Here is a 25,382-nt window from a genome sequence, read left to right as displayed (position 1 = left end):
GAGCGCGTGACAATCCCCACCAGAAAACGTATAAGTTACCAAAATAATATAGGTACTTACGGCATGTCCGACGACGCACAGGCACCCCAGGAATACGGCGCTGATTCCATTAAAGTTCTCAAAGGCTTAGAGGCGGTTCGCAAACGTCCGGGCATGTATATCGGCGATACCGACGATGGCTCGGGTCTGCACCACATGGTCTACGAAGTTGTCGACAATGGAATTGACGAGGCGCTGGCTGGTCACGCCGACCATGTGACCGTGAAAATTCACGCGGATTCCAGCGTGTCTGTCAGTGACAACGGACGAGGCATTCCGGTGGATATCCACCCCGAAGAGGGCGTTTCCGCCGCCGAGGTCATCATGACCCAGCTGCACGCGGGCGGTAAGTTCGACAGCAACTCGTACAAGGTGTCGGGCGGCCTGCACGGTGTGGGCGTTTCGGTGGTGAACGCGCTGTCCGACTGGCTGGAACTGCGTGTCTGGCGCAATGGCAAAGAGCACGTGGCCCGTTTCGAAGGCGGCGAGACGTCGGAACATCTGAAAGTGGTCGAGGAATGCGGCGACCGTACCGGGACCGAGGTGCGGTTCCTGGCCTCGACAAACACGTTCTCGAACCTGGAATATTCGTTCGAGACGCTGGAAAAACGCCTGCGCGAGTTGGCCTTCCTGAACTCGGGCGTGCGCATCATTTTGATTGACGAACGGCCTGCCGAGCGGCTTGAGACCGAGCTGTTCTATGAAGGCGGCGTCAAGGAATTCGTCAAATATCTGGACCGCTCGAAGACGGCGGCGATGCCCGAACCGATCTATATAAAGGGCGAGCGCGACGATATCGGTGTGGAAATTGCCATGTGGTGGAATGACAGCTATCACGAGACGGTGCTGCCCTTCACCAACAACATCCCGCAGCGCGATGGCGGTACACATGTCGCCGGTTTCCGCGGCGCGTTGACCCGGACGATTAACAACTACGCCCAATCCAGCGGCATCGCGAAAAAGGAAAAGGTGAACTTCACCGGCGATGACGCGCGCGAAGGTCTGACCTGCGTGCTGTCGGTCAAGGTGCCCGATCCGAAATTCTCGTCTCAGACCAAGGATAAGCTGGTCTCTTCCGAGGTGCGTCCGGCAGTCGAAGGTCTGATGAACGAAAAGCTGGCGGAGTGGTTCGAAGAGAACCCGAACGAGGCCAAGACCATCGTTGGCAAGATCATCGAGGCCGCGTTGGCTCGTGAGGCCGCACGGAAAGCCCGCGAACTGACCCGCCGCAAGACGGCAATGGATGTGAACTATCTGGCGGGCAAGTTGAAGGATTGTTCCGAAAAGGATCCCTCCAAGACCGAGGTTTTCCTGGTTGAGGGTGACTCGGCCGGCGGTTCGGCGCAAACGGGTCGGGACCGGTTGACTCAGGCGGTGCTGCCGCTGCGCGGTAAAATCCTGAACGTGGAACGGGCCCGGTTCGACAGGATGCTGTCGTCTCAGGAAATCGGCAACCTTGTCATGGCGCTGGGCACCGGTATTGGCCGCGACGAGTTTAACATCGAAAAGCTGCGCTACCACAAGATTGTCATCATGACCGATGCGGATGTCGACGGTGCGCATATCCGGACGCTGCTGCTGACCTTTTTCTACCGACAGATGCCGGAACTGATCGAAGGCGGATACCTCTACATCGCGCAGCCACCGCTGTATAAGGTTTCGCGTGGTAAATCAGAGGTTTATCTGAAAGACCAAGCGGCACTGGATGACTACCTGATCAATCAGGGCGTCGAAGGCGCGGTGCTGAAACTGGGATCGGGCGAAGAGATCATCGGTCAAGACCTGACACGTGTGGTCGATGAGGCGCGACAGTTGAAACGCGTGCTGGACGCCTTCCCAACCCATTACCCGCGCCATATTCTGGAACAGGCTGCTGTGGCGGGGGCTTTTGTGCCAGGCGCTGTAGATGCCGACTTGCAAGGCGTGGCCGACAAAGTTGCTGCTCGCTTGGACCTGATCGCGCTGGAATATGAACGCGGCTGGCAGGGTCGTATAACACAGGATCATGGCATCCGTCTGGCCCGCATCCTGCGCGGTGTCGAAGAGGTCCGCACACTCGACGGTCCGATGCTGCGCTCGGGCGAGGCGCGTAAGACCGGCAGCTTCACCCAAAGCCTGCAAGAGGTCTACAACACCCCCGCCACCCTGATCCGCCGCGACCGCAGTCAAGTGATCCACGGCCCGCTGGACTTGCTGCGTGCCATTCTGGAAGAGGGCGAAAAAGGCCTGTCGCTGCAACGCTATAAAGGCCTGGGTGAGATGAACCCCGACCAGCTATGGGAAACCACACTCGACCCGGACGCACGTACCCTGCTGCAGGTACGTGTCGACGATATGGTCGAAGCCGACGATCTGTTCACCAAGCTGATGGGTGACGTGGTCGAGCCGCGCCGCGAGTTCATCCAGCAAAACGCGCTGAGCGTCGAGAATCTGGATTTTTAGGGCTTTGTAGGTGTGATGTTAGGAGCATCCTTTACGCACGAGTTGCTTTCCTCTTTTGGTGCTTGGTGGGTGTCACTGGCCTTCTTACTGTTAGCCCTTGGAATAATGTACGTCCTTGGTTTCTACCTTTTACGACGTATTTCGCGCTTTGATGCTTTGACAGCTTCTCTATGAGCAATGCCGGGTGGCATTGCCGAAATGGTGTTGCTGTCCGAGCAAAAGGGTGCGGATCAGGCTCGTGTCGCTATCGTTCATGCGTTGCGCATTGCATTAGCAATTTTACTGATTCCATTACTAATCAACCTGATTGCAGATTTTGAAGTCTTTCCCCCCTAGCTCAAACACAGCTGGCTTCGATCACGTTCACCGATTGGGTTTGGATCATCGGATTTATTGTTGTGGGAATGCTAGCACGGGGTAGGGTGAAGCTGCCGGCAACAATTGTGGTAGTGCCGATGATATTCAGCGCGGCCGTTCACTTGCTGGGATGGACAGAATTCGAGATCCCGGTTTCTGTGACTGCGTTAGTGCAGGTCTTCATAGGCATTAATGTTGGTGCACGCTTTTCAAGAGTGCCCATCAAAGCTCTGAGCGCAGCTCTAGGTGCAGCGGCCATGGTTGTCGCTCTCCAGATTTCTGTGGCCTTCTCAGGCGCATTGGCTGTTGCGAACGTGTTGGAGACAGACCCGGTCGCACTTGTCTTAGCCTATTCACCTGGAGGCTTGGCGGAGATGTCAATCATAGCGGTGAGCGTTGGTAGCGATGTTGCGTTCGTCGGCGTGCATCATATTTTTAGGGTCTTGGCGGCGCTTGTTTCAGCACCTGACCTCGTAGCGACTTTCACAAAGCCTTCCCGACTTAGCAATTAAAATTGGCTGAATATGAATAATGAGGACACGAAAATTAATGTGCTTGTACTCTAGCCATGGTGAAAGTTCATTTCGCATTGCGATGTTTAAGAGAGGCATATGAGTTTGTGATCAGCGTCTCTTGGGGTTGGAGAAATCCAAGTTTCAGCAGGTACCACGTCTTAGAAAACGAGTGGCGTGAGTCGGACTGATAGATTTTGGACTTATCTGCCGCGCAGAGTTGGTTCTTCGTATTTGCTGCTAGTCGGGTAACGTTAGGTTGGGAGTACGATATGGAATTACCAACACTGACGTACGAAATGATAGCCGTACTGAGTCTATTGTCTTTTACGGTCTTACTTTTTGTTACCGAGATTATACGGATCGATGTTGCAGCAATTCTTGTAATGGTACTGCTTGGCGCACTGAGCTATCTACCGGGGCTAGGTAATCTAGCCGATATTTCTAAGCTCTTTGAAGGTTTCTCCTCCAACGCTGTGATGTCCATCATCGCAGTTATGGTAATTGGGGCTGGGCTTGATAAGACTGGACTTATGTCAAAGGTCGCGGCCTTGATCCTCAAGAATGGTGGCACGACAGAGGCTCGGATCATCCCAATCATATCAACAACGGTTGGTGTCATAAGCTCCTTCATGCAGAACGTAGGAGCTGCTGCGCTTTTTCTGCCTGTCGTGAGCCGCATCTCAGCACGTACAGAAATCCCGATGAGTAGGTTGCTAATGCCCATGGGGTTTTGCGCGATACTGGGTGGTACTATCACATTAGTCGGGTCGTCGCCCCTCATCCTTTTAAATGACCTGATTGTTTCAGCAAACTCTTCCCTTCCGGCTGACCAACAAATGGAGACATTTGGGTTGTTCTCAGTCACGCCCATCGGCGTGATGCTGGTGCTGACAGGGGTGCTTTACTTTGTGCTCTTTGGTCGTTGGGTCCTCCCAGCGCAGCGGGAGCGTGGAGAAGACGCAAGCTCAGCTCGATCCATGCAGACCTACGTCGAAAACACCTATGGGCTGAGGGCTGATATGTTCGAGATTCGCGTTCCAGAAGGCTCGATCTTGATTGGACAAACGCTTGCGGATGTCATGGTCGCCCATAACATTTACATTCTTGGCACATCCTATCGCGGCCACAAGGTCATCGCACCGATGGCTGATACCAAGATCGAAGCGCCAGCCCGGCTTGCAGTGCTTGGCCTGCGTCGGGTGGTTGAGCATCAGTTCGCTGAGCCTTACGGCTTAGAGATCCTACCGCAACTAGACGTCTTTGCGGATGATTTCGCCGCGACCCAATCGGGGGTGGCCGAGGTTGTTATTCCTCCCGGTTCTTCAGTGATCGGCCAGACTCCGATTGATCTGCGCCTCCGTCAGACACACGGTTTGTCTTTGTTGGCCATTCAGCGTGGCGAAGAAACACTGAGCCACGTTGAAACTGAGGATCATGCAGCCACGCATATCGGGCAAGTTCCTCTGCAAGCCGGCGACACTTGTGTGGTGCACGTGCAGTGGGACCGCCTGACACGACTTAAGTCGGACAGGGATTTTGTCGTCGTAACTTCGGACTTTCCCCAGGAAGAGCTACGGCCACACAAGGTCGGATGGGCGCTCGCCTTCTTCCTAATAGCGTTGAGCTTAATTCTGTTCTCTGATCTGCGCTTGTCATTGTGCCTGTTGATCGGCGCTATTGGGATGGTGTTGAGCCGGGTGCTCTCGATTGACGAAGCCTACGAGTCGATAAGTTGGAGTACAGTTTTTCTACTCGCTTCGCTGATCCCGTTGGGCCAGGCAGTTCAGAACACCGGCACTGCGGATTGGATTGCCGCGCATGTGTTGGCCCTCCTGAAGGGTTGGCCAATCTGGTCGCTGCAAGCAGGAATAGCCATTTTGGCAACGGCGTTCACGCTGGTCATGTCCAACGTAGGTGCAACTGTCCTGCTGGTGCCGCTTGCAGTTTCTATTGCCGTATCCGCGGGTGGCAATCCGGCTGTGTTTGCTCTCACGGTGGCAATATCAACGTCCAACTCATTTTTGATCCCAACACACCAAGTGAACGCGTTGATCATGGGCCCGGCAGGCTACCGGGTGGTCGATTTCGTTCGCTCGGGTGGAATCATGACTCTACTTTTCTTGGTTGTCTCAATGACCGGACTTGCTCTCTTCTTCTGATGCGCTTCTTGGCGATCCGCCTTGATGAACTCTGCTTCAGCTCAGAAGAACTGGCAAGATGAGGTCTTTGAGACCAATCCTTTTGTTGGAGCAGCAAATCCGAGATCTATACAAATGGACCTTCGCTGCGAGCAAGAGAAGAAGGGCGGCGAACAAAAATGCAAACCTGACGTCGACATGCGCTGGTACTGGACCGTTTTTGTTTTATCGATCACTGTTTCTTGGCCAATACCGTCGGCATATTGGAGAGTTCACAATGAAGTTCCTTCGAACACCTGACCATCGGTTTGACGGGTTGCCAGATTTCGCATTCGGCCCGAATTATCTTGATGTGGATGATACCGAAGGCGGTCGTCTCCGAATGCACTATTTGGACGAGGGACCGGAACAGGCACCGCCCGTATTGTTGATGCATGGAGAGCCAACCTGGTGCTTCCTGTATAGGCACATGATTCCGTTATTCAAAGATGCGGGCCATCGAGTTCTGGCTCCTGATTTGATTGGGTTTGGACGGTCGGACAAGCCAACCGAGCGGTTCGATTACACCTACCAACGCCATGTAGACTGGATGTCCGAGTGGTTGCGGAAAGTTGACCTAACGGGCATCATATTGGTTTGCCAGGACTGGGGCGGTCTAATAGGCTTGCGGCTGGTCGCGAGTATGCCCGAGCGTTTCTCTCGTGTTGTTGTGGCGAACACGGCCTTGCCCACCGGTGACGTGCCCTTGGGTGAAGCATTTCTTTCATGGCGGGAATTTTCACAATCCGTGCCTGAATTTAATTCGGGCCGTATTGTATTCGGCGGTACAACATCGAAGATTTCCGATGAAGAGGTCGCAGCCTACAACGCACCGTTCCCGGATGCGCGCTATCTGGCAGGCGCTCGACATTTTCCAATGTTGGTGCCCGACAAACCCGACAACCCAGCTTCAGAAGCCAACCGAGCCGCATGGAAAACCCTTAAGACCCTCAACACTCCGTTTCTGACTGTTTTTGGAGAAGATGACAGGGTCATGGCGGGAGTAGACAAAGCGTTCCAAAAGTTGATCCCAGGGGCAGTTGGTCAAAATCATATCGTTGTGCCAAAAGCCGGGCATTTCATTCAAGAAGATGCTGGCACGGAACTAGCACACGCAACTTTGAAACTCATTGAGCAAACATAGCGGCTATCAGTTTAGTGTCTCCCCTGCGGCCTCAACTCACACCAAATTTGCGACGCAAATGCTCGGCCAAGGCCGTTATGCGACGTGGTTGGGCTCGGCTCGGAGGAAACATCATTTGCAAAGGCTTCGGCGGTGGGAGGAAATCGCGCAAGACAGAAACAAGTCTGCCACATCGAACATCGTCGCCGACATCCAGCTCCGACTTTAAGACGATCCCATGGCCTGCAATCGCCCAATCGCGGATGAGTGAACCATCATTGACTATTCGATTTCCCTTTACCGAAACGCGCTGGGCATATGGTCCTGATCCAAACTCCCAAACGTTGTCGATCATGTCGCCAAACCTCATGACCAAGCAGTTGTGGTTTAACAGATCTTCTGGTTTTTCAGGCGTTCCGAATGAGGCCAGATAACTTGGGGACGCACACACGAAACGTTGGTAGCTTCCTAGATTTCGCAACCTGAGCGAGCTGTCTGTGATGTTGCCGAAGCGAACGGCGAGGTCGAAACCCTGACCTACCAGGTCGACATAGCCGTCCGAGAGGGACAGTTCGATTGAGACGGCAGGGTTCTTTTCGGTGAATTCGGTAATAACCTCGGAAACAAAGCTCCGTCCCAAGTCAATGGGCGCGCTTATGCGAATTGGACCAGACAGAGTTTCGGCGCCGTGCCGAACAAGTGTATCCAGGTCCGCAACCTCACTGAGTACGCTTCTTGCGCCGTCAGCGAGTGTCCGGCCTTCTTCGGTCAGGCTAATGGAACGGGTGGTGCGGTTGAACAATACCACACCGTAATGTGCCTCCAGAGCCGCGAGCCGTTCGGACACTGTCGTGCTCGACATTCCTGTCTCACGCGCCGCGGCCACAAGACTGCCTTTCTCGGCTATGGTCAGAAACAAGCGAAGATTGTCTAGAAGCATTAATCGGAAATTCCGGATTATATGTTCGCCCCTGCCCTGTTTATCCCGAAAAGACTGCGACGTAAATCTTGCGCATCGCTCAAGAACACAAAGGACATATTCCAATGGCCAAGTTGACAATCGTCGCCAACATCAAAGCCAACCCCGACAAGATTGACCTCGTAAAGGCCGAGCTAATCAAGCTCATCGACATAACCCGTGCCGAAGAGGGTTGCATCAACTACGACCTACATCAGGACAACGATAACCCGGCTCATTTCGTGTTCTACGAAAACTGGCAAAGCCGGGAGCTTTGGCAAACTCACATGGGTGCTCAGCACCTTGCGGCTTACCTGGAAGCAACAGAGGGGGCCGTTGCAGAATTCACGTTGAATGAGATGACAGTCATCGGTTGATAGAGAGCCGGACAAAGGAGCACGTTATGAAAGCCGTGGGATACCGTGAGACAGGGTCGATTGATCGGGCGGACGCCTTAATCGACTTCGAGGCCGACAAACCGACACCAAACGGGCATGACTTGTTGGTGAAGGTGCAGGCCGTGTCAGTGAACCCGGTGGATACGAAAATTCGGCAGAATCGTGCTCCTGCGGGTCCAGCACCTGATATTCTGGGGTGGGACGCAGTAGGGATCGTCGAAGCAGTTGGCGAAACGGTCGAGACTTTCCGTCCGGGAGATGCAGTTTGGTATGCCGGGGCAATAAACCGACCGGGAACCAATGCCGAGTTTCATCTGGTGGATGAACGTATTGTTGGATCAGCGCCAAAATCCATACCGGCGAAAGCAGCTGCGGCGATGCCGCTAACGACGCTTACTGCCTTTGAGATGCTGTTCGACCGCTTGCGAGTCCAAAATGCCGTTCCCGGCGGAACAAAGACGTTGCTGGTTATTGGTGGCGCAGGCGGTGTCGGGTCAATCACCATTCAATTGGCGCGGGCTCTCACTGACTTGACGGTGATTGCCACAGCGTCCCGGCCCGAGACACAAGACTGGGTTCGAGAGCTTGGCGCACACCATGTCATCAACCATGCGGAACCTTTTGGCACACAACTCGACGCTCTCGGTATCGACAGTGTAGATTTCATCTATTCCACGAACCATTCCCAGCTTTATGCGTCCTAAGCTGGAGAGGTGATGACGCCCCAAGGTCGCTTTGGGTTGATTGATGATCCTGAAACCTTCGACATCGCGCCGTTCAAACCCAAATCGATCTCATTGCATTGGGAGTTCATGTACACTCGGTCGCTTTTTGGGACTGGAGATATGAACCGTCAAAGCGAAATCCTGAATCAGGTCGCCGGGTTGATAGATGACGGAAAGATCAGATCCACAGCGACCGATACTCTTGGTACAATCAATGCTGCAAACTTAAAGAAAGCGCATGCTATCCTTGAAAGCGGCAAGGCCAAAGGAAAGCTTGTGCTTGAGGGTTTTTAGATGAGAATTGAGCGGCTGGATCATGTGAATATCGTGACGACTAGGTTGCCTGAGATGGTTACTTGGTATGAAGAGGTCCTGGGTTTGGAACCTGGGGCCCGCCCTGATTTTCCGTTTCCCGGAGCTTGGTTGTATGCGGGTGATGACGCAGTGGTTCACCTTGTGGGTCACGAAGGAACACCTAACGTCGGCTCCGAAGTGAAGCTCAAGCTCGAGCATTTCGCACTTTCAGCCACGGGGTTGGGCGCATTCGAAGAAAAACTGATCTCGAGTCAGATCCAGTATCGCAAAACTGATGTCCCGGGGACTCGAATGGTACAAATCCATGTGGCCGATCCTGATGGAAATCACATTCACATAGACTTTGAAGAAACCGAGTAAGGGACAAGCCCTCGAAATAGTCGGAACGCAAAATCAAGCTCGTAACTTCTTGCCGATTAGTGGTCGAGATCTTTGCCGGGTTGCTTCCAAGAATTACGCGGACCAACATTTCGGGCGGTACAAACGCCGCTTTGGAGATCAGCATGCCGGACCTCGAAACAAACAAGAAAAACGTCATCGCTTTCTACGAAATGATGTTCAACGAGTGTCGACCTGCCGAGGCCATAGCGACCTTTGTTGGTGAAACCTATACGCAGCACAACCCACATGTTGGCGACGGCAAGCAAGCTTTTGTCGAGTATTTTGAGCGCATGGCCGCCGAGTACCCGGGAAAGCGTGTGGACATCAAACGTGCCTTTGCTGAAGACGACCACGTTATTCTGCATTGCCACCAAATCTGGCCCGATGGTCTCGAGTACGCAGGGATAGATATTTTTCGCCTGGATGTCGATGGGAACGTTGTCGAACACTGGGACGTTCTTCAGGAAGTTCCAGCAAACAGCGAGAATGACAATGGCATGTTTTGACTTAACCGTTCTGACTGCGGTGCATGGAATTTTAAGTTTATGTCGACTGAACCACGATAGCCAAAGGGCATAAGTCTGATCCAGGAAACCCGTCAATGCGTATCTATCAAGAACCCATTAGGAAGGAGATAAATATGCTCCCGAAGAGTATTCTTGCGGCGACCGTTGGATTATTTGCAGCCACGTCGCTTCAAGCTGGTGTTCAAATTCGCTTCATCGAGGGCGCACCCAAGGACCGATTTGTTCTGACAAATGTCGGAATGTGCGAAGTAGAAGCCTCGACCGTCAAAATTGACTTGTCGCAATCTGCCGGGCGTCTGATTTTCGACGTTACCGAAAAGGGCGCGGGTGTAGAGGTCTTCCAACCTCTAGAATTCGTTGAGAGTGCTGATGCTCTGCGGCAAATTCCAACGGTCGTGGACGGGCAAGATACAATTGAACTTGAGATCGCCTCCCTCGCAGCCGGCGACAAACTCGTCTTTACCATCGATGTAGATGACACTATCGGGCAACGCGAAATCACCGTAACGGGGTCGGAGATCGAAGGCGCCACGGTGTCGTATACTGATGCGGATAAGACCAGGACTGCGACCTTCTCTTCCGAAGCACGTGTTAACGTGACGACCAAGGACTGCTGAAAGCTATCCTACAATGTCGAACTGGTTGATCCGCACAGCATTCCTCGCGCTGATGTTGGGAGGTGGCATCCTCGTCGGGACCCTGACCGCCCCTGGCGAATGGTATGCGCAGCTCTCCAAACCGGCTTTCAATCCACCAAATTGGATTTTTGGGCCGGTTTGGACGGTGCTTTATGTCTTGATCGCTATGGCGGGTTGGCGCCAGTTCGAAACAGACCGAAGCGCGACCGCCATGAAGCTGTGGTGGGCACAGATGGGTCTGAATCTTTTGTGGTCCCCGACCTTTTTCGTACTGCAACTGCCGGGGTTTGCTCTTGTAGTCATTGTCGCGTTGCTGATCGTGATCGTCATGTTCATCGCTCGGGTCAGGAATTCAGATCGGGTTTCAGCACTGGCCTTCCTGCCGTACTTGGCGTGGGTCGCATTTGCCACGGCGCTGAACCTTTCCATTGCGATACTGAACTGAGAAGGAACAATATGCGTGCCATCTTCATTGGGCTTGTTTCAGGTCTTGCTATAATCGGATGCACAATAATGGCCCAGGCTGATGAAAATCTTGCAGAAGACTTCTCCAAGTCTCCGGAGACGCGTTGGGACTACGTTGCCGACACCGTAATGGGAGGAGTTTCTTCAGGGCAGGTGCAGTTTCGTTCGGAAGGTAATGTTGCATTCGCGCGGTTGACCGGAACCGTCAGTACTGAAAACAACGGCGGCTTCATCCAGTTCCGACGCAAGTTGCCTGATCGGCCAGATACGGGTGTATCAGGCGTCAGGCTATTGGTCCGGGGCAACGGCGAACGATACTTCGTCCACCTTCGGACAAGTGGCACCGTGCTTCCATGGCAATACTATCAGGCCGAGTTCGCAACTTCTGACGAGTGGGCCGAAGTCTATTTGCCTCTGTCAGGCTTCAAAGCTTCAGGTGCCATGTTGCGCGCTATTCCCGTTGCGGAAGCAATAACCTCAGTTGGGGTTGTAGCCTTCGGGCGCGATCATGAGGCCAGCGTAGATGTCAGCGAGATTGGTTTCTACTGAAGGTCGCCCGGGCGCAGCGCTCCAATCTTCGTTGAACCAGCCAGATCAGGCGGCTTAATAAATGTAAGCGACAATGCAATTCCAATAGTCTTTGCTCATCCTTTGCAAGCGACTAACTTGGGTACATGGAAGAAGTCACTCGACTAACCGAATGGATGATTACAGAAGGTCGTCGCTCCGGCGATCCCGTAAAGGTGGTGTCACAGTTTTGTTCTTCCTTGGTCGAAGCCGGAGTTCCGCTGTGGCGAGCAAACATTGGCCAGCGCTTTGCCAATCCACTGCTTATTGCTTGGGGCGTGGTTTGGACGCCCAACGGCACCGACAGCTACGATGTCACACATGAGACGACGTTGACGGATGGTTATGTTGGGAGCTCATTCGAGTATATTCTGGCGAATAGAAAGCCGCTTCACAAAAGTCTCCAGCAACTGGACTCAGAAACAGAGCATTCATCTTATTTGGAATTTGCAGAGCAAGGCGGCACCGACTACTACGCTACTTTGCTTTATTACGGTGATGGATCGCTGCATGGTTGTACGTTCGTTACACAGGCGCCGGATGGATTCTCGCCGGAACATCTAAGGCTGATTGAAGCGGTCTTACCTGCCCTTTCTTCCGCTCTGGAACCTGTGACGATGCGAAAATCGTCTAAAGGTCTACTTCGAACCTATTTAGGAGATGGGCCTTCCGAGGCAGTCTGGAGCGGCAACATCAAGCGCGGTGAGCGAACAACTCTGGATGCCGTGGTTATGTTCTCTGATCTGCGAGGCTTTACGGCACTTTCCGATACCTCTACGGAAGAAGAAGTCTTCGACACGCTCAGCGACTATTTTGATCTGGTGGTCAAAGCCGTAGAAGACAACGGTGGAGACGTCCTCAAGTTCATGGGTGATGGCATCCTGTCGATCTTCACTATTGAAGCTCAAAAAAACCATGCCGACCGTTGCAGAATGGCGGCTCTTGCAGCGCAGAGTGTGCTGAGTGGTTTGAAAGCTCTCAACACTAGACGAGACGAGTTCCAAAAACCGCCCTTGGACATTGGAATTGGGATCAACGTTGGGCAGGTCAGCTACGGTAATATCGGCAGCCCCGGCAGGCTTGATTTTACTGTTCTGGGCGGTGCGGTGAACGTCGCAAGCCGAATTGAAAGCTTAACAAAAACAATTGGTCAGAGAGTGTTGGCGACGTCAGCCGTTGCAGGTGCTGCACCGAACATGTTCGTCAGTTGTGGGGATCACGAAATACGTGGCCTTGCTCAGCCCATTGAGTTGTTCCTTCTCACTGAAGGGGCGCAATAGTCAGTTATATGTATTCAAAACAACATACTTTCCGGGAGCATCCTGAGTGTTTGCGAGAATCGTAGCCTTACTGATCTGCGCTGGGACTGCTCCAGCTATTGCATTGCAGCTCCGTGAAACCGGGCGCTATGAGCTCAATCAGCCCGCAAGTCTTGACTACGATCCAACGTTTTGTGGGTTGTGGATCGCGAATGAGGGGCCCGAGGCCATTCTCGTTACATTGCAAGGTGATGAGTTGCGCCGCATATCCAGCGATCTCTTCCGTATCAAAGCAATTGCTATCGAAGGGGATCACTTGTTGCTAGGCGACGGTCTTGGCAGCCTCCAACGTGTCACTAAGGAAGGAGTCACTTTAGGAGCACCCTTTGAACTTGAAGGTGGTTTTGCGGATACCGAAGGCATCGCAATCAATGCCCAGGGGCAGATCGTGACCGTCGAAGACGACCCCGAACGGTTGTCCTGGTTCACTTCAGAAGGCGTCCTTACGGCAAGGTTGGATACCATGAAGCTCTCTCCTCCCTTGAGTGAGGCGCAGGGCATCGCGATTGATCCACGCACTGGCCACATGCTGATCGTTGATGACTGGGAAGGGACAAACAGCCTGTATGAATTTACAGCAGATGGCCAATTGCTCGCCCAGCAAAGCTTATTGGAGTTCGGAACCGATCCGGAAGGAATCGCCATTAGGCCAGGATCCAATCAATTGTTCGTGGCATTCGACGGAGGCGCGAAGATTGTGACATTTGACTACACACCCACCTTGCCCGAAGGATCACCGCCGCTGCCTCCGGGCACAGACTGCATAATGTTTTGAGAATTTGGGTGCTTGCTTGGGTTAACGCAGGTTTCGGCTAGTCGCGCTCGCTGTCCAAAGTTTCGCGTATGAGCGTCAGATTCGGCAGCGATTCATGGAACGGTTCAGGCCCGAGTTCGGACAAAACCGGACCTAGAGCTGTCGACATCCGATCCATACAAGTTTTCAGAAACTCTACGCCATGCGGCGTCGACCGGGCAATTTTCGAACGCTTGTCCTTTGGGTTGGTCTCAAGAGTGATCAAGTTATGATTTTCAAGGCTGGCGAGCATATGCGTCATCGATGTCTTGGGCACCTGAAACGCGTTTGAGAGTTGCAGTGGGGTTTCTCCCTCGGGACGCCGCACCAGATGGCCCAAAATTCCAAATTGAGTCGCTGTCATTCGACCAGGTAAGAACGCTTCAAGCTTGGTCGAGATCAACTGATTGATGATCCCCACTTCGGTGAAGAACCGGTAGACTTCGTTGGTCTCATCTTCAGGCTTCATTCAGAATTCGTGTCTCCAGCGGCCAGCGGGGTGTGGCAATTGGCTCGGGTCCATACCCCAAACGCAGCAACATTTGCACCGTGTGGCCCGGTGACGCAAGAAGCTCATGCGCGAGAGCGTATTCATCGGCCATCTCAGGATACTCCTGAAGTGCCTGACTGACCGGATGAACGCCCAGGCCCATTTCGGTTGTCTTCAAGTAAAAACGCATCAATTGACGCCCGGCATCGAGTTGATCGTTTCGCGTATTTGTGGCTGTCGTGAGGACTGCGTATTGCGGCGTCGCGTCTAGCATCGCGAAGTAGTCTCGCATGTGTGACTGAGTGCCTGGGTGGTCAACGTTCATCAGGGTCTCATTGTCCAATAGGCCGGTAAGTCGCAGCGTTTCCAGCATGGGATCGCGTAATTCAATCCCGTCGGGGTTGGCGTTTATTTCTGCTTTCCCGATCCGCATCAGGTCGACGGATTCTTTCAGGGTCTGCGGTGTACGCATTTCGATTTCGAAAGCGCGTTTCGTAAGGTCTTGAATACGGGCCACCAAATCTTCATCGGTAATCAAAGTTGCATAGTCGCCAAGCGTAGACACTTGGTCGGCAGAGAGGCGCTGTTCGGTGTACGGTTCTTTGTTGGAATGCCGTTTGAGGATTTGATCTGAGATTGGGTCGGGTGCTCCGCCAGGAACAAACACTGCTTCCGCGATAGGTCCGTCATCTCCATTTGGCAGTAGATTGACCTCGGTATCAAATCCCTGTGCGCCTGCCGCCAGTACCATCGTCTCAACAAATGCGCCAAGGCCAATAAAGAGCTGTCGGTGGTAAGGATCGGTTTCCGGAAGCTCGCGATCAGGATCGCGGTGGATACGTACCTTGTCTTGCCCAACCAACTCGACCAGCCAAGGTTGCAAATTGTGCGGATTGGGGGCGAGAATTGCGTAGGACAAAGCAGCCTTGCGTGGGTCGTCATACGGTTTTGGCGTCCACGGAGCCAGCGCGTCATGCGGCGTGCGTGTAGCGAGGAACGCAAACGCGCCCGTTGCCGCCAGTATTGTGCCTCCGCCCAGAATCTTTAGAAAACGTCTTCGATTTGGCATCTTGGACCTCCAATAGTACGATATCGAACTAAATAATACGAAATCGTATTAAATCAACCCCAATGGATGCGTTGACTGGTTTTACGACTTGGAGAAAAGAAAACTAGAACAGCCGGGCGCTATTGCGGACTACCGTGTCCGACAAGTATTCGGGGTGCCAGGGATGTCAAAACAATCAGTTCTTTTAGACGGTTAAGAACGAGCACCAGTAGATCGGAGACTGTTAAGGCGTTGCTTTTTGAGTATCCCACAAAGCACAGCCTTGGCTTGGAGCCTTTGTGCTCGATGACGTTAACAGGGTCGACACCCGGTCGACCTTCGCTAATCGCTTAGACAGCTGCGCAGTAATTGGTGTCTTAAGCCGGACATCGGTTCAGGTTTGTCGTCGATAGCCTTTAGTATATTTACTGCAACCCAGCATTGAGACATGCTGCCTTAGATGCGCTAAAAGCTGTTAGGCGCTGGCTTTGGGTCACTTTTTCGGGCACCTTAGGACAGAAGCCAGAGTGCTTTCGAGTTGGAGTGCAGGCTTTTAGGCTAATCGTGCAAAGTTTTGCGCCAACACGGTGCAAATCTATGGGCGAAAACTCAAGGTTTTCTTCAATGAAATCAGTGATGAAAGCGCAGCGTTGTGCGCAGACCTACAGCTTTGTAGGTGCGCGCATAGCTTTGCATTTAGCATAAAGGTTTGCATCTTTGGCCCAAAACTTTGGGCGTAGTTCCCCTCCGTCTTTCAGCTTCGAAATTCAATATCAGCCGGGCTAGTTCTTGGTTGATTCCATGACATGATCAATGTTCCGGCAAAGCGGGCTCATTTGTCGTTTCCAGCCCACATCGGACATTCAATGAACAGCGGCTTTGTTGAGTTAATGTGTTCAGTCAATGCGTCTGGCTTAGATGCGACTTTCTGTTTAGCGTGAAGCCTATTCTGGGAGTTCAGCTTTTGGAAAGACGACTGGCTGCGATACTTGCCGCCGATGTGGTTGGCTATAGCCGTCTTATTCGTGTGGACGAGGCGGGAATTCTGGCTGCAGTCAAAGCCCATCGCGAGCAATTGTTCGAACCAATTGTTGCTGCAAGAAACGGGCGCATCGTTAAATTGATGGGCGACGGCCTACTCATCGAATTTGCAAGCGCAGTCGAGGCCGTTCGATGTGCCGTGGAGATGCAGCACTATCTAGGGATCGCTAACGCTGACGTGCCGAAAGACGCGCAGGTGCGATATCGGATCGGCCTCAATGTCGGCGACATCGTTGTAGATCAGGGCGACATTTACGGGGATGGAGTTAATGTCGCTGCACGCATTGAAGGTCTGGCTGTCCCTGATGGCATTTACATGTCGGCTAATGTTCTCGAACAGGTGCATACCAAGCTTGATCTCACCATCGAAGATTTAGGGATGCGTGAGATTAAAAACATCTCCGAACCCGTTCGCGTGTACAGCCTTACAATGGATGAAAAGGCGACAGCCATCATTTCCCCCAACGTGCCACTTACGGACAAGCCAAAAAATACACGGTTAATCCTAGCAGCCTGCACTGCGACCATTCTGGTTTTGATGGCCGCTGCCTGGTGGCAAACGCGGCCCTCGGCGCGATCTCCTGACTCGGCGGAACAAGTCGCGCCGCTGTCTGGAAAACCTTCCATCGCTGTCATGGCGTTCGACAATCTTAACAACGACCCGAGTCAAGATTACCTCAGCGACGGGCTGAGTGAGAACATCCTGACGGCGTTGTCCCGGTTTTCCGATTTCTTCGTGGTCGCCCGAAATTCGACGTTTTCATATAAGGACACTCCGATAGATACACAGCAAATGGCAAAGGAATTGGGTGTTCGCTACATCGTTGAGGGAAGCGTCCAAATTGCCGGTGAGCGCTTGCGCGTGACGTCCCAACTCATTGATGCAACGACGAGGCAGAACATCTGGGCTGACAGCTATGACAGAGACCTACAGGACATATTTTCAGTGCAAGATGAAATAACGCGGACAGTAGCATCGCTTCTCTCCACGAATATTGATCTTGCCGAGTACAGCCGCCTGAAGCATCAACCCACTGAAAGTCTTGGAGCTTACGAATTGCGCAAACGCGCGCAGGAGGAATGGTTCACCTTTACGAAAGAGGGAAACATCAGGGCGGAAGAGCTCAGTGCAAAGGCAATTGCACTCGACCCAAACTATGCCGGTGCGTATGTGGAAAACGCTTGGGCGCACATAAACGGGTATCGTTGGGGATGGACCAGTGCTTTGACGCGACAGGAGTCGCTGGAACGCGCTTTTGAGATGGCACGAAAAGCCATTGAGTTAGAACCGCTTAATTTCAAGGGCCATTGGGCCTTGGCCAATGCGACGACGCAAAGTGGTAACCTCGCGCGTGCGGCTGCACTTTATGACAAAGCCATTTCCCTGAATCCAAATTCTGCTTCAGTGCTGGCAGATTCCATTGATCCACTCGTCTACGGCGGCAAGGCGCCAGAGGCAGTTGAACGCATGAAACTGGCGATTCGGCTAAACCCGCATCACCAAGATTGGTATCTGTGGAATCTCGGGTGGGCCCAGTACTTCGCCGAGAAGTACGAAGACGCAAAAGCCTCAATTGAACAGATGAACGAAATACCTGACGGCTTGAAACGCACCTACGCTCCGGTTCTGCTGCGCCTTGGACTCGCCAGTGACGCGCAAGCCGTTATCGATGAGTTTCTGACCGCCAACCCTGATTTCACTATTCAGGAAGCGATGAATGCGCCATTCGAGGATGAAGCGTATCTCACACGGTGGATAGATGATCTGCGAAAACTAGGTGTACCTGAAACCAGGGAATGAATGGTTTTTTAGCGCTCTTTTTTACGTGTGGCGTCGCAACAAGCTGACATTAGCAACAATCGCAGCAATTTCTGATCCACCAGATTATGGCAAATATGCTGTGGTTGGGCCGATGCCTGCTTTTGAAACCTTTGAGCGGACGGCAGTCCTCTCTTACCCTGCCAAGGTTGGGTCGTTTTGGGAGAAGATTGTCGTTGCTAGTAAGGTACGGTCATAAGCGTAGCAATGGAGCCTCCAAATGCAGACAGGAAAACGACCAAATGTGATTCTGATCTTGGCGGATGATCTGGGTTTTGCAGATTTGGGTGCTACCGGATCGGAAATACGCACTCCAAATATCGATGCCCTTGCAAGAGATGGCGTGCTGCTTTCGGCAATGTATAACTGTGCCCGTTGTTGCCCCACCCGGGCGTCTCTCCTGACTGGGTTGTACCCGCACAACGCAGGAGTGGGTCACATGGGGGCCAACCTGGGAACCTCTGCCTATCAAGGGTTTTTACGTAACGACAGCGCCACGATAGCTGAACATTTGCGTGCTGGTGGCTATCGGACCCTGATGTCGGGCAAATGGCATGTCGCTGGGGACTTCATGGCTCGTGAAGTAGACAGCTGGTGCGTTGGCGATGTTGAGCACCCAACCCCACGGCAACGCGGGTTTGATCGCTTTTACGGGATTGTCGATGGCGTCACCCACTTCTTTTCACCTCATTACATGCTCGAAGATGACAGCCGAGTAATGACATTCCCGGATAACTTTTACTTCACGGATGCAATCACGGACAAAGCAATCGGAATGATTGAGGAAACGCCCGACGATCAGCCCTTTTTTCTTTATCTTGCACATACTGCACCGCATTGGCCCCTGCATGCCCACCCCGAGGATATCGCGCGCTATGACGGCGTGTATTCAATGGGCTGGGACTCAATCCGAACTGCACGGCACGAAACTATGAACAGCATGGGGCTGTTTCAAAGAAACTGGGAGATTTCTCCGCGTGACGTTGGTGTTCATCCCTGGGAAGCCGAACAGAATACGGATTGGGAAGCGCGAAAAATGGCTACCTATGCGGCAATGGTAGACCGGATGGATCAATCTATTGGTAGGCTTATCGCTGCTCTGAAGCGTTTGGGGCAGTTTGAAAATTCCTTGATTATGTTCCTGTCCGACAATGGCGGCTGCGCTGAATTCATGGCTGAAGATGGATGGGCAAAGTTCTTTCCTAATACCACAAACGACGGTCGGCACATTGAAATGGGAAACCGTCCCGACGTGATGCCGGGTGATGCGCTGACATACCAGAGCTACGACAAACCCTGGGCAAATGTCTCGAACGCGCCGTTTCGGTTGTTCAAGCACTACGTCCATGAAGGTGGTATCTCGACACCACTAATAGCGCATTGGCCGAAAGGGTTTGCTTCCGGCGCGAACGCGCATGCGGCCTGCCATGTCGTCGATATTTTGCCGACTATATTGGACGCAACGGATTGTCAGTACCAAAGCGAGCTCGGCGGCCATGAGATTCAACCCATGCAAGGGCAGTCCTTGATGGAGCTGCTCCGCGGTAAGGATTGGGTACGTGAAGAACCTATTTTTTTCGAGCATGAAGGCAATTCAGCCATACGCCTGGGTCAGTTCAAACTTGTCAGACAGCATGGGCAAGATTGGGAACTCTATGATATCGAAGCAGATCGCACGGAGCTGACAGATTTGAGAGGGAGCAACACCGAATTGGAAGCAGATTTGATTGGCCAGTACACCAAATGGGCCAAGACAACTGGTGTCATGGATTGGGATGTGGCTCTTCCCAGGCTACTTGAAGCGTGGAAAATTGAAACAGCCGAGGGATAGTTTGCTCACCCCGGCTCAGAACAACCTATCTAAGCAATCCACGTAAATAGACTGATCGCAGCCCGAACCGAACTTCACGAACTTGCTTTGCAGTGGCCTAAATGTACAACAAAGCACAATTTTACTGCGCTTGCTCGGATGCCAGAAACCAAGCCACCGAGAGCGATAGGGCAGAGCTTTCAGCTTGGTCGTCGAATTTTCCCGCTCATTTGCAAGCCGTCTCGAATGTTCAACCCCATCATCGTGAGGTTGGTGGCCCCGGCGATCAGCTCAATCGACTGAATCGCATAGAAGGTGATGTCAAATTCTCCAGCGGCGGCCTTGCCTGCAAGAAACCAGGCGGCCGGAACAAGGATCAGCAATCCATTTAGCGCGATTATCGGCATACGGGTCTTTTTTGCTCTCGTCAGCGCATCTTTGCGCTTCCGACCCATTGCCATACCCGATCCGCCTGCAATGGCCATTGCTGGTATGAGGATGAACATGCCTTTCAAGATTGACGCTTTGACGACCGCGACTGTCGCGTGGCTCGCAAAGAGTTCGCTAATAGCTGTAGATGTCCAGAAAAGAAGGATCATCAAAAAGCCGATACCGCCTGCGATTGCGTGTAGCTTCGTTTTCATGGCTTTTCCTTCAAATCGTGTTTTCGCAAAGACTGCGTCAAGCTGTGCAGCAATTCGGCACAGCAACCTTCTCGAACAGATGCGGTGCCGTAACAGCACTTGAGGGATAGTGGTTGAGCTGCTGCTGAAAATCGGGGTTTGAAAACGCAGCGCGGAAATCCGCAACGGAATCCCAGACCGCATAATTCAGGTACATGCTGCCATCACCAATCGCTTTATGAAGTTGGGTGCTGATGTAACCCGGCTGCTTTTTCATCCATTGGGCATCGCTCTTCCAGGCCTCAACCAAAGCGTCTTGGTCAACGGGATCGACCGTGAAGAGGTTGATGAGAACGACTGGTCCAGCTTCGATTCCCAATTGCCGCTCGATGGGAAACTCGGGGTCGAGGGGTCTGAGGTTGACCATTTTGGTGCTCCTTGAATGTCGCTTTAATTTGGTGTCACGTTGTCATATATGAATCTCAAAGCATAATGACAATATGTTGTCAATTAGAATGGGGAGTCGCCATGTCGGATGAACAATGGACCGATGCCGGAGAAGCGGTGACAGCGCTAATTCTGGATGTGTTTCGGTTGAACGGCCGATTGCAGCTTGCCGGTGACAGGCTCGTATCAGAACTCGGCCTGACAAGTGCTCGGTGGCAGATCCTTGGCGCCATCGCTTATGCGGACCAGCCGGAGTCAGTCGCGTGGCATGCACGGGCCATGGGTGTTCACCGGCAGGGTATCCAGCGGATCGTCAATGAGTTGAATGGAGAAGGCATCATTGAATTTCAGCCAAATCCGCACCACAAGCGCGCGCATCTTGTTGTGCTGACGCAAAAGGGAAAGAAACTGTACGAAGCCGCAATCGCGAGGCAAATCCCTTGGGTGAATGAACTGTCGGACGGTCTGTCGTCAGAAGACATCGCAACAGCGCAAAAGGTTATTACGAGCCTCAAGGAACGTCTTGAAGAAGCCTCAGTGCGACAGGAACAGGACTGAGCCGAGAGCTGACGGTCAAACAAGAGCGTAAAAGTGCGTTTGTTTGTGCTAACGTGGATAAAGCCACGAATGGTACGTGATGTGAAAAACACTGTAAATTCAGATGCATGTGACCTTTGCACGCAAATCCCCAAAGCTCAACCATCGATTGCAGGCATCGTCGCGCGGCAGTAATTTCCTACACATTCTTCTGCTCTTGGGTTCACAGATTGGCATGCAGTGAAGGGGCAAGCGCACAAATTTAAACTGTGCCGGGTTTATGGCCAGCCAAACCTATCCGCCCATAACGCAACGCGCTGCTCATCGCGTGCCTCGTATTCGTCTATAGCCTCACTGATACTCCGATCCATCAGGTGTTCCCGATCTTCCCCAATATCTGCCATTCTCATGGTAAACCATGCCGTCATCCCTCCGGGCGGCAGGATTGAGAAGCGAGGGAAAGTGGGGTCTTCTTTTCGCGTCCGCCATGTCTTGGGTAAAGTAGGATCGAGGACAAAGCCCCGCGCGATACCAACCGCATCCACATTCCCTGAAACGACAGCGGCCTCTGCCTCTTCACGATGCTTGAACCCTCCGGTGACCATAATAGGAGCTGAGATCAACCCGCGCGCCGTCTGGGCAAATTCGAGGAAATAAGGACCTTTGGTAGCGCGCTCAGAACTTGATGGTGCGCCAGGAAAATAGGTGCCGCCGCTGATGTCCAGCAAATCAACGCCTGTGCCTTCAAGCCCAGCAACCACCTTTAGCGCGTCTTCTTCTGTAAGGCCCCCGTCCAGCTGGTCGGTGGCGTTCAGTTTGACAGCAATCGTGAACTCAGAGGGCACCGCAGCGCGGACGGCCTCGACCGTTTCGATCAGCAAACGCATCCGCGCATGGATCGAGCCGCCATAGTCGTCTGAGCGCTGGTTGAAGAGGGGAGAGAGGAACTGGCTTAGAAGAAATCCATGCGCGGCATGGATCTGGATGCCACCAAAGCCCAACCCAGCCGCAAGAAGTGCGGTACGGGCAAAGTGATCCGGAATGGCCCTGACCTCGGCCAAAGGCAGGGCTTCGCTTTGGAAGTCGGGGAAGTCGATGGCACTCGGGCCCTTGGGCCGGCTGATCGGTCGATGTGCCAAAGCTCCAGCATGACCAAGTTGCAACCACAGTTGCGCGTCGTCGATCGATCCGCGGCGGGCAAGTTCACGGAATGCCACTATATCGGCCAGATCATCAAGCACCAGATTACCCGGCTTTTCAGGGAAACGCGGATCACCCTGCACCTCGCCGATGATTGACGCCGCAGCGCCACCCCCGGCCCAGCGTTCATAGAGGCGCATCTGCGCGGCGGTCGGGTTGCCACGGCCGTCCGCCAGAGAATCCGACATGGCCGATTTGATGACCCGGTGTTTCAATACGCGGCCGTTCGGTAGAGCAAGCGGCGTGAAAAGAACGTTGTTCAAAGCGGCGGGCAAGGCGATTCTCCTTGGTTTTTTGATCTCCATCTTAGATAATTTGGAAAAGCACCTTCGATAATCCGCCGATTTGGATCAAGTTTTGATAGATTTTGGAACAGATGAACCAAAAGATTGAATTGGAAATCCTGTTGGCCGTGATTGACCACGGCAGCTTTTCTGCGGCGGCCCGCGCGTTGGGATACACCCCGTCTGCCGTAGGCAAGCGGGTGTATCAGCTCGAGCAGAGGTTGCAGGTGCCACTTCTGGTCCGCTCGACCCGGCGCATGACTTTGACCAAGGCAGGACAGCGATATGTGGAAGAAGCGCGGGATATCCTCGCCCACCTGACAGCGCTGGAGGAAGATATCGCCGACGGTGCCGACGGTTTGCGTGGTGCGATCCGCCTAACAAGCTCTGCGGCTCTGGGTCAGCTACGCGTGGTCCCACTCGTGATCGAATTCATGGAACTCAATCCTGAAGTCGAGATTGAAATGCTGCTGACGGACAAGATCGTCGATCTGGTCGGAGAGGGTTTTGATATCGCTGTCCGCAGCGGTGTTTTGCCCGATTCTTCCCTCGTTGCGCGAAAGCTGATGGATAATCGGCGGATTCTGTGTGCCGCGCCCGCCTATTTTGAACGTCATGGTTCCCCGCAGCAGCCAGAAGACCTTACGGTCCACAAGTGTCTGCGCCTTGGTCACGAACAAAGGGTTTCGGATTGGGGCATTACTCGGATTGCGGGTCCCATTTTACGGCTTGGCCCAGGGTTTACGTGCAATAGCCTTGAAGCGCTCCATTCAGCGTGCTGCGCCGGACGGGGTATAGCGTGGCTGCCGGAGTTTCTTGTCTCAAATGACTTGCGAACAGGTCGATTGCTCTCGGTTTTACCCGATCATGTGGAACCGGAAGCGGGTGGTGGAATCTTCATTCTGCGCCCGGAATTTCCCTTTTTGCCACGGCGTCTTCGGGTCTTGATTGACTTTTTGGTTGATCGTTTCATCGGCAAGGCCACCAGTCGGGTTGCGCCCGGTCAAGACCTCGACCTTTAAACTTGATCAGACGGAGCATCGCGTTCGAGGGATTCTTTCTCGACAGATTCTGAAAACCGATATCCCCGCACCCGCCTTTGGCTGCTTCTCCTTGGGTTTGCACCGCTATATACGCCAATGCGACTGAGAATTGCGTGCGGATTGATAAGATAGTTCTGCCAGCAGCGGGAATATTGGAACATTCTTCTGATTTGAGTGGTGGTAAATCCACAACAAACCCCATATTAAAAGCGTCACGAGTTCCTCAGGCAGAAAAACAGTCCCGTGTTCGACCTACCGGCGCAGCGCGCGCATCTCTCCGAAAAATATGATCTGACCCCATCGCCCGAGCTTGCCGCAAGCATGAGCGATATCTATGACCGCATGTCCCGCGTGGTCTCGCCTGTCGATTGGGCGATCTATGCGCCCTATGTGAAGGCGATCAACGATCTGAAAGCCCAGCGTAACGCGGTCATTCTGGGTCATAACTACATGACACCCGAGATTTATCACGGCGTTTCGGATTTTGTGGGCGACAGTCTGCAGTTGGCGATCAAGGCGACCGAGGTCGAGGCGGACGTGATCGTCCAATGCGGCGTTCATTTTATGGCCGAGACGTCCAAGATCCTCAGCCCTGAAAAGACGGTGCTGATGCCGGATATGGAGGCAGGGTGCTCGCTGGCGGAATCAATTACTGCCGAAGGGATCGAAGAAATGCGCCGCCGGTATCCGGGCGCGCCGGTGGTGTCTTATGTGAACACCACGGCCGAGGTCAAAGCAGCCTCGGATATTTGCTGCACCTCGTCCAATGCGGTCCAGATCGTGGCCGCGCAGGACAGCGATACGGTCATCATGACGCCGGATCAGTATCTGGCGCAGAACGTGGCGCGCGACGTGCCGCAAAAGAATGTTGTCTGGTGGGAAGGCTCGTGCATCGTGCACGAACAATACAGCCCGCAGGACTTGCGCGATTTCCGCGAATGGAACCCGGGCACCCGCCTGATTGCGCACCCCGAATGCCCGCCGGATGTAGTGGCCGAGGCGGATTATTCCGGCTCGACCAGCGGGATCATCAAATACGTCACCGATGAAAAGCCGAAAAAGGCACTGTTGATCACCGAGTGTTCAATGGCCTCAAACATTGCCGACGAACTCCCCGAGGTCGAATTTGTCGGCCCCTGCAACATGTGCCCCTACATGAAGAAGATCACGCTGGAGAAGGTTCTTTTTGCGCTTGATACCATGACCAGTCAGGTCGAGGTTGACGCCGAAGTGGCCGAAAAGGCTCGCCTATCGGTACAACGCATGATCGACCTGTCTCGTCAACTGGGTATTTGATCCGC

General features: G+C 53.2%; 25 protein-coding genes and 1 pseudogene. 20 read left to right on the top strand and 6 right to left on the bottom strand.

The annotated features are described in order from the left end of the window. The first annotated feature begins 63 nt into the window (after positions 1-63). The 5 genes and pseudogenes from gyrB to ACR0DT_RS19530 all read left to right on the top strand — a co-directional run bounded on the left by gyrB (position 64) and on the right by ACR0DT_RS19530 (position 6,674). Positions 64-2,481: a DNA topoisomerase (ATP-hydrolyzing) subunit B gene (gene gyrB / locus ACR0DT_RS19550; RefSeq protein ID WP_480712363.1), complete on the top strand. Its 2,418-nt coding sequence runs from the start codon at positions 64-66 to the stop codon at positions 2,479-2,481. 15 nt (positions 2,482-2,496) lie between these two features. Further along, positions 2,497-2,817, top strand: a pseudogene (locus tag ACR0DT_RS19545) (AbrB family transcriptional regulator). 11 nt (positions 2,818-2,828) lie between these two features. Next, positions 2,829-3,350 carry an AbrB family transcriptional regulator gene (locus tag ACR0DT_RS19540; RefSeq protein WP_480712470.1) on the top strand — a complete coding sequence of 174 codons (522 nt, stop codon included), beginning with the start codon at positions 2,829-2,831 and terminating at the stop codon, positions 3,348-3,350. Between the two features lie 272 nt (positions 3,351-3,622). Beyond that, positions 3,623-5,512: an SLC13 family permease gene (locus tag ACR0DT_RS19535; protein ID WP_480712362.1), complete on the top strand. Its 1,890-nt coding sequence runs from the start codon at positions 3,623-3,625 to the stop codon at positions 5,510-5,512. A gap of 85 nt (positions 5,513-5,597) precedes the next feature. Then, positions 5,598-6,674, top strand: coding sequence for a haloalkane dehalogenase (locus ACR0DT_RS19530; protein ID WP_480712361.1), 1,077 nt, complete (start codon positions 5,598-5,600; stop codon positions 6,672-6,674). A gap of 31 nt (positions 6,675-6,705) precedes the next feature. Here the strand turns inward: ACR0DT_RS19530 and ACR0DT_RS19525 are convergent, their stop codons facing one another. Then, on the bottom strand, positions 6,706-7,593 hold the full coding sequence (locus tag ACR0DT_RS19525; RefSeq protein WP_480712469.1) for a LysR family transcriptional regulator: 888 nt from the start codon (positions 7,591-7,593) through the stop codon (positions 6,706-6,708). A 104-nt stretch (positions 7,594-7,697) separates the two neighbouring features. Here ACR0DT_RS19525 and ACR0DT_RS19520 point away from each other — a divergent pair, with 104 nt between their 5' ends. The 10 genes from ACR0DT_RS19520 (at position 7,698) to ACR0DT_RS19475 (ending at position 13,721) form a co-directional block, all read left to right on the top strand. Continuing rightward, positions 7,698-7,988 carry a putative quinol monooxygenase gene (locus tag ACR0DT_RS19520; protein WP_050606061.1) on the top strand — a complete coding sequence of 97 codons (291 nt, stop codon included), beginning with the start codon at positions 7,698-7,700 and terminating at the stop codon, positions 7,986-7,988. Positions 7,989-8,014: 26 nt separating this feature from the next. After that, positions 8,015-8,713, top strand: coding sequence for a zinc-binding alcohol dehydrogenase family protein (locus ACR0DT_RS19515; protein WP_480712360.1), 699 nt, complete (start codon positions 8,015-8,017; stop codon positions 8,711-8,713). Positions 8,714-8,725: 12 nt separating this feature from the next. Continuing rightward, complete coding sequence (locus tag ACR0DT_RS19510) at positions 8,726-9,028, top strand: zinc-binding dehydrogenase (protein WP_480712359.1); 303 nt, start codon at positions 8,726-8,728, stop codon at positions 9,026-9,028. Further along, on the top strand, positions 9,029-9,409 hold the full coding sequence (locus tag ACR0DT_RS19505) for a VOC family protein (RefSeq protein WP_480712358.1): 381 nt from the start codon (positions 9,029-9,031) through the stop codon (positions 9,407-9,409). A 143-nt stretch (positions 9,410-9,552) separates the two neighbouring features. Next, the gene (locus ACR0DT_RS19500; protein WP_480712357.1) at positions 9,553-9,936 is read left to right on the top strand and encodes a nuclear transport factor 2 family protein; all 384 of its coding nucleotides are present in this window, start codon (positions 9,553-9,555) and stop codon (positions 9,934-9,936) included. A gap of 95 nt (positions 9,937-10,031) precedes the next feature. After that, the gene (locus tag ACR0DT_RS19495; protein WP_480712356.1) at positions 10,032-10,574 is read left to right on the top strand and encodes an aggregation factor core; all 543 of its coding nucleotides are present in this window, start codon (positions 10,032-10,034) and stop codon (positions 10,572-10,574) included. A gap of 13 nt (positions 10,575-10,587) precedes the next feature. After that, positions 10,588-11,040, top strand: a complete 453-nt coding sequence (locus ACR0DT_RS19490) for a TspO/MBR family protein (RefSeq protein WP_480712355.1) — start codon at positions 10,588-10,590, stop codon at positions 11,038-11,040. Between the two features lie 68 nt (positions 11,041-11,108). Beyond that, on the top strand, positions 11,109-11,609 hold the full coding sequence (locus ACR0DT_RS19485; protein ID WP_480712354.1) for a CIA30 family protein: 501 nt from the start codon (positions 11,109-11,111) through the stop codon (positions 11,607-11,609). 125 nt (positions 11,610-11,734) lie between these two features. Beyond that, entirely contained in the window at positions 11,735-12,907 is a 1,173-nt protein-coding gene (locus tag ACR0DT_RS19480; RefSeq protein WP_480712353.1) for an adenylate/guanylate cyclase domain-containing protein, read from the top strand. Positions 12,908-12,953: 46 nt separating this feature from the next. Continuing rightward, positions 12,954-13,721 carry a hypothetical protein gene (locus ACR0DT_RS19475; RefSeq protein WP_480712352.1) on the top strand — a complete coding sequence of 256 codons (768 nt, stop codon included), beginning with the start codon at positions 12,954-12,956 and terminating at the stop codon, positions 13,719-13,721. A gap of 37 nt (positions 13,722-13,758) precedes the next feature. Here the strand turns inward: ACR0DT_RS19475 and ACR0DT_RS19470 are convergent, their stop codons facing one another. Together ACR0DT_RS19470 and ACR0DT_RS19465 are read right to left on the bottom strand one after the other, a co-directional pair. Next, complete coding sequence (locus tag ACR0DT_RS19470; RefSeq protein WP_480712351.1) at positions 13,759-14,208, bottom strand: MarR family winged helix-turn-helix transcriptional regulator; 450 nt, start codon at positions 14,206-14,208, stop codon at positions 13,759-13,761. Continuing rightward, positions 14,198-15,298 carry an Acg family FMN-binding oxidoreductase gene (locus ACR0DT_RS19465; RefSeq protein ID WP_480712350.1) on the bottom strand — a complete coding sequence of 367 codons (1,101 nt, stop codon included), beginning with the start codon at positions 15,296-15,298 and terminating at the stop codon, positions 14,198-14,200. The genes ACR0DT_RS19470 and ACR0DT_RS19465 overlap by 11 nt, the downstream gene beginning before the upstream one ends. Before the next feature lie 943 nt (positions 15,299-16,241). On the opposite strand from ACR0DT_RS19465, the gene ACR0DT_RS19460 reads away from it, so the two are divergent. Continuing rightward, positions 16,242-18,119, top strand: a complete 1,878-nt coding sequence (locus ACR0DT_RS19460) for an adenylate/guanylate cyclase domain-containing protein (protein WP_480712349.1) — start codon at positions 16,242-16,244, stop codon at positions 18,117-18,119. Positions 18,120-18,357: 238 nt separating this feature from the next. Further along, complete coding sequence (locus tag ACR0DT_RS19455; RefSeq protein WP_480712348.1) at positions 18,358-19,968, top strand: arylsulfatase; 1,611 nt, start codon at positions 18,358-18,360, stop codon at positions 19,966-19,968. A gap of 179 nt (positions 19,969-20,147) precedes the next feature. Here the strand turns inward: ACR0DT_RS19455 and ACR0DT_RS19450 are convergent, their stop codons facing one another. Continuing rightward, positions 20,148-20,591 carry a hypothetical protein gene (locus ACR0DT_RS19450; RefSeq protein WP_480712347.1) on the bottom strand — a complete coding sequence of 148 codons (444 nt, stop codon included), beginning with the start codon at positions 20,589-20,591 and terminating at the stop codon, positions 20,148-20,150. Between the two features lie 37 nt (positions 20,592-20,628). Then, positions 20,629-20,997 (bottom strand): antibiotic biosynthesis monooxygenase family protein, encoded by a 369-nt coding sequence (locus ACR0DT_RS19445; RefSeq protein ID WP_480712346.1) that lies wholly within the window; start codon positions 20,995-20,997, stop codon positions 20,629-20,631. A 101-nt stretch (positions 20,998-21,098) separates the two neighbouring features. Between ACR0DT_RS19445 and ACR0DT_RS19440 the strand changes: the two genes are divergently transcribed. Next, entirely contained in the window at positions 21,099-21,575 is a 477-nt protein-coding gene (locus ACR0DT_RS19440) for a MarR family winged helix-turn-helix transcriptional regulator (protein ID WP_480712345.1), read from the top strand. A 257-nt stretch (positions 21,576-21,832) separates the two neighbouring features. Here the strand turns inward: ACR0DT_RS19440 and ACR0DT_RS19435 are convergent, their stop codons facing one another. Then, positions 21,833-23,029 carry an oxidoreductase gene (locus ACR0DT_RS19435; RefSeq protein ID WP_480712344.1) on the bottom strand — a complete coding sequence of 399 codons (1,197 nt, stop codon included), beginning with the start codon at positions 23,027-23,029 and terminating at the stop codon, positions 21,833-21,835. A gap of 101 nt (positions 23,030-23,130) precedes the next feature. On the opposite strand from ACR0DT_RS19435, the gene ACR0DT_RS19430 reads away from it, so the two are divergent. Next, positions 23,131-24,060, top strand: coding sequence for a LysR family transcriptional regulator (locus ACR0DT_RS19430; RefSeq protein ID WP_480712343.1), 930 nt, complete (start codon positions 23,131-23,133; stop codon positions 24,058-24,060). Positions 24,061-24,324: 264 nt separating this feature from the next. Continuing rightward, a complete protein-coding gene (nadA, locus tag ACR0DT_RS19425; RefSeq protein ID WP_480712342.1) occupies positions 24,325-25,377 on the top strand; it encodes a quinolinate synthase NadA in 1,053 nt (350 codons plus the stop codon). Positions 25,378-25,382: the final 5 nt, after the last annotated feature.

This window comes from Ruegeria sp. BI11, assembly GCF_056538005.1.
This window is presented reverse-complemented; position numbering and strand designations above follow the sequence as displayed.

Coding starts and splice junctions, on each gene's coding strand:
- gyrB (WP_480712363.1), top strand. CDS start 64: ATGTCCGACGACGCACAGGCACCCCAGGAATACGGCGCTGATTCCATT.
- ACR0DT_RS19515 (WP_480712360.1), top strand. CDS start 8,015: ATGAAAGCCGTGGGATACCGTGAGACAGGGTCGATTGATCGGGCGGAC.
- ACR0DT_RS19535 (WP_480712362.1), top strand. CDS start 3,623: ATGGAATTACCAACACTGACGTACGAAATGATAGCCGTACTGAGTCTA.
- ACR0DT_RS19490 (WP_480712355.1), top strand. CDS start 10,588: ATGTCGAACTGGTTGATCCGCACAGCATTCCTCGCGCTGATGTTGGGA.
- ACR0DT_RS19500 (WP_480712357.1), top strand. CDS start 9,553: ATGCCGGACCTCGAAACAAACAAGAAAAACGTCATCGCTTTCTACGAA.
- ACR0DT_RS19465 (WP_480712350.1), bottom strand. CDS start 15,298: ATGCCAAATCGAAGACGTTTTCTAAAGATTCTGGGCGGAGGCACAATA.
- ACR0DT_RS19440 (WP_480712345.1), top strand. CDS start 21,099: ATGTCGGATGAACAATGGACCGATGCCGGAGAAGCGGTGACAGCGCTA.
- ACR0DT_RS19445 (WP_480712346.1), bottom strand. CDS start 20,997: ATGGTCAACCTCAGACCCCTCGACCCCGAGTTTCCCATCGAGCGGCAA.
- ACR0DT_RS19510 (WP_480712359.1), top strand. CDS start 8,726: ATGACGCCCCAAGGTCGCTTTGGGTTGATTGATGATCCTGAAACCTTC.
- ACR0DT_RS19480 (WP_480712353.1), top strand. CDS start 11,735: ATGGAAGAAGTCACTCGACTAACCGAATGGATGATTACAGAAGGTCGT.
- ACR0DT_RS19470 (WP_480712351.1), bottom strand. CDS start 14,208: ATGAAGCCTGAAGATGAGACCAACGAAGTCTACCGGTTCTTCACCGAA.
- ACR0DT_RS19520 (WP_050606061.1), top strand. CDS start 7,698: ATGGCCAAGTTGACAATCGTCGCCAACATCAAAGCCAACCCCGACAAG.
- ACR0DT_RS19455 (WP_480712348.1), top strand. CDS start 18,358: ATGCAGACAGGAAAACGACCAAATGTGATTCTGATCTTGGCGGATGAT.
- ACR0DT_RS19450 (WP_480712347.1), bottom strand. CDS start 20,591: ATGAAAACGAAGCTACACGCAATCGCAGGCGGTATCGGCTTTTTGATG.
- ACR0DT_RS19430 (WP_480712343.1), top strand. CDS start 23,131: ATGAACCAAAAGATTGAATTGGAAATCCTGTTGGCCGTGATTGACCAC.
- ACR0DT_RS19525 (WP_480712469.1), bottom strand. CDS start 7,593: ATGCTTCTAGACAATCTTCGCTTGTTTCTGACCATAGCCGAGAAAGGC.
- ACR0DT_RS19505 (WP_480712358.1), top strand. CDS start 9,029: ATGAGAATTGAGCGGCTGGATCATGTGAATATCGTGACGACTAGGTTG.
- ACR0DT_RS19485 (WP_480712354.1), top strand. CDS start 11,109: ATGGCCCAGGCTGATGAAAATCTTGCAGAAGACTTCTCCAAGTCTCCG.
- ACR0DT_RS19495 (WP_480712356.1), top strand. CDS start 10,032: ATGCGTATCTATCAAGAACCCATTAGGAAGGAGATAAATATGCTCCCG.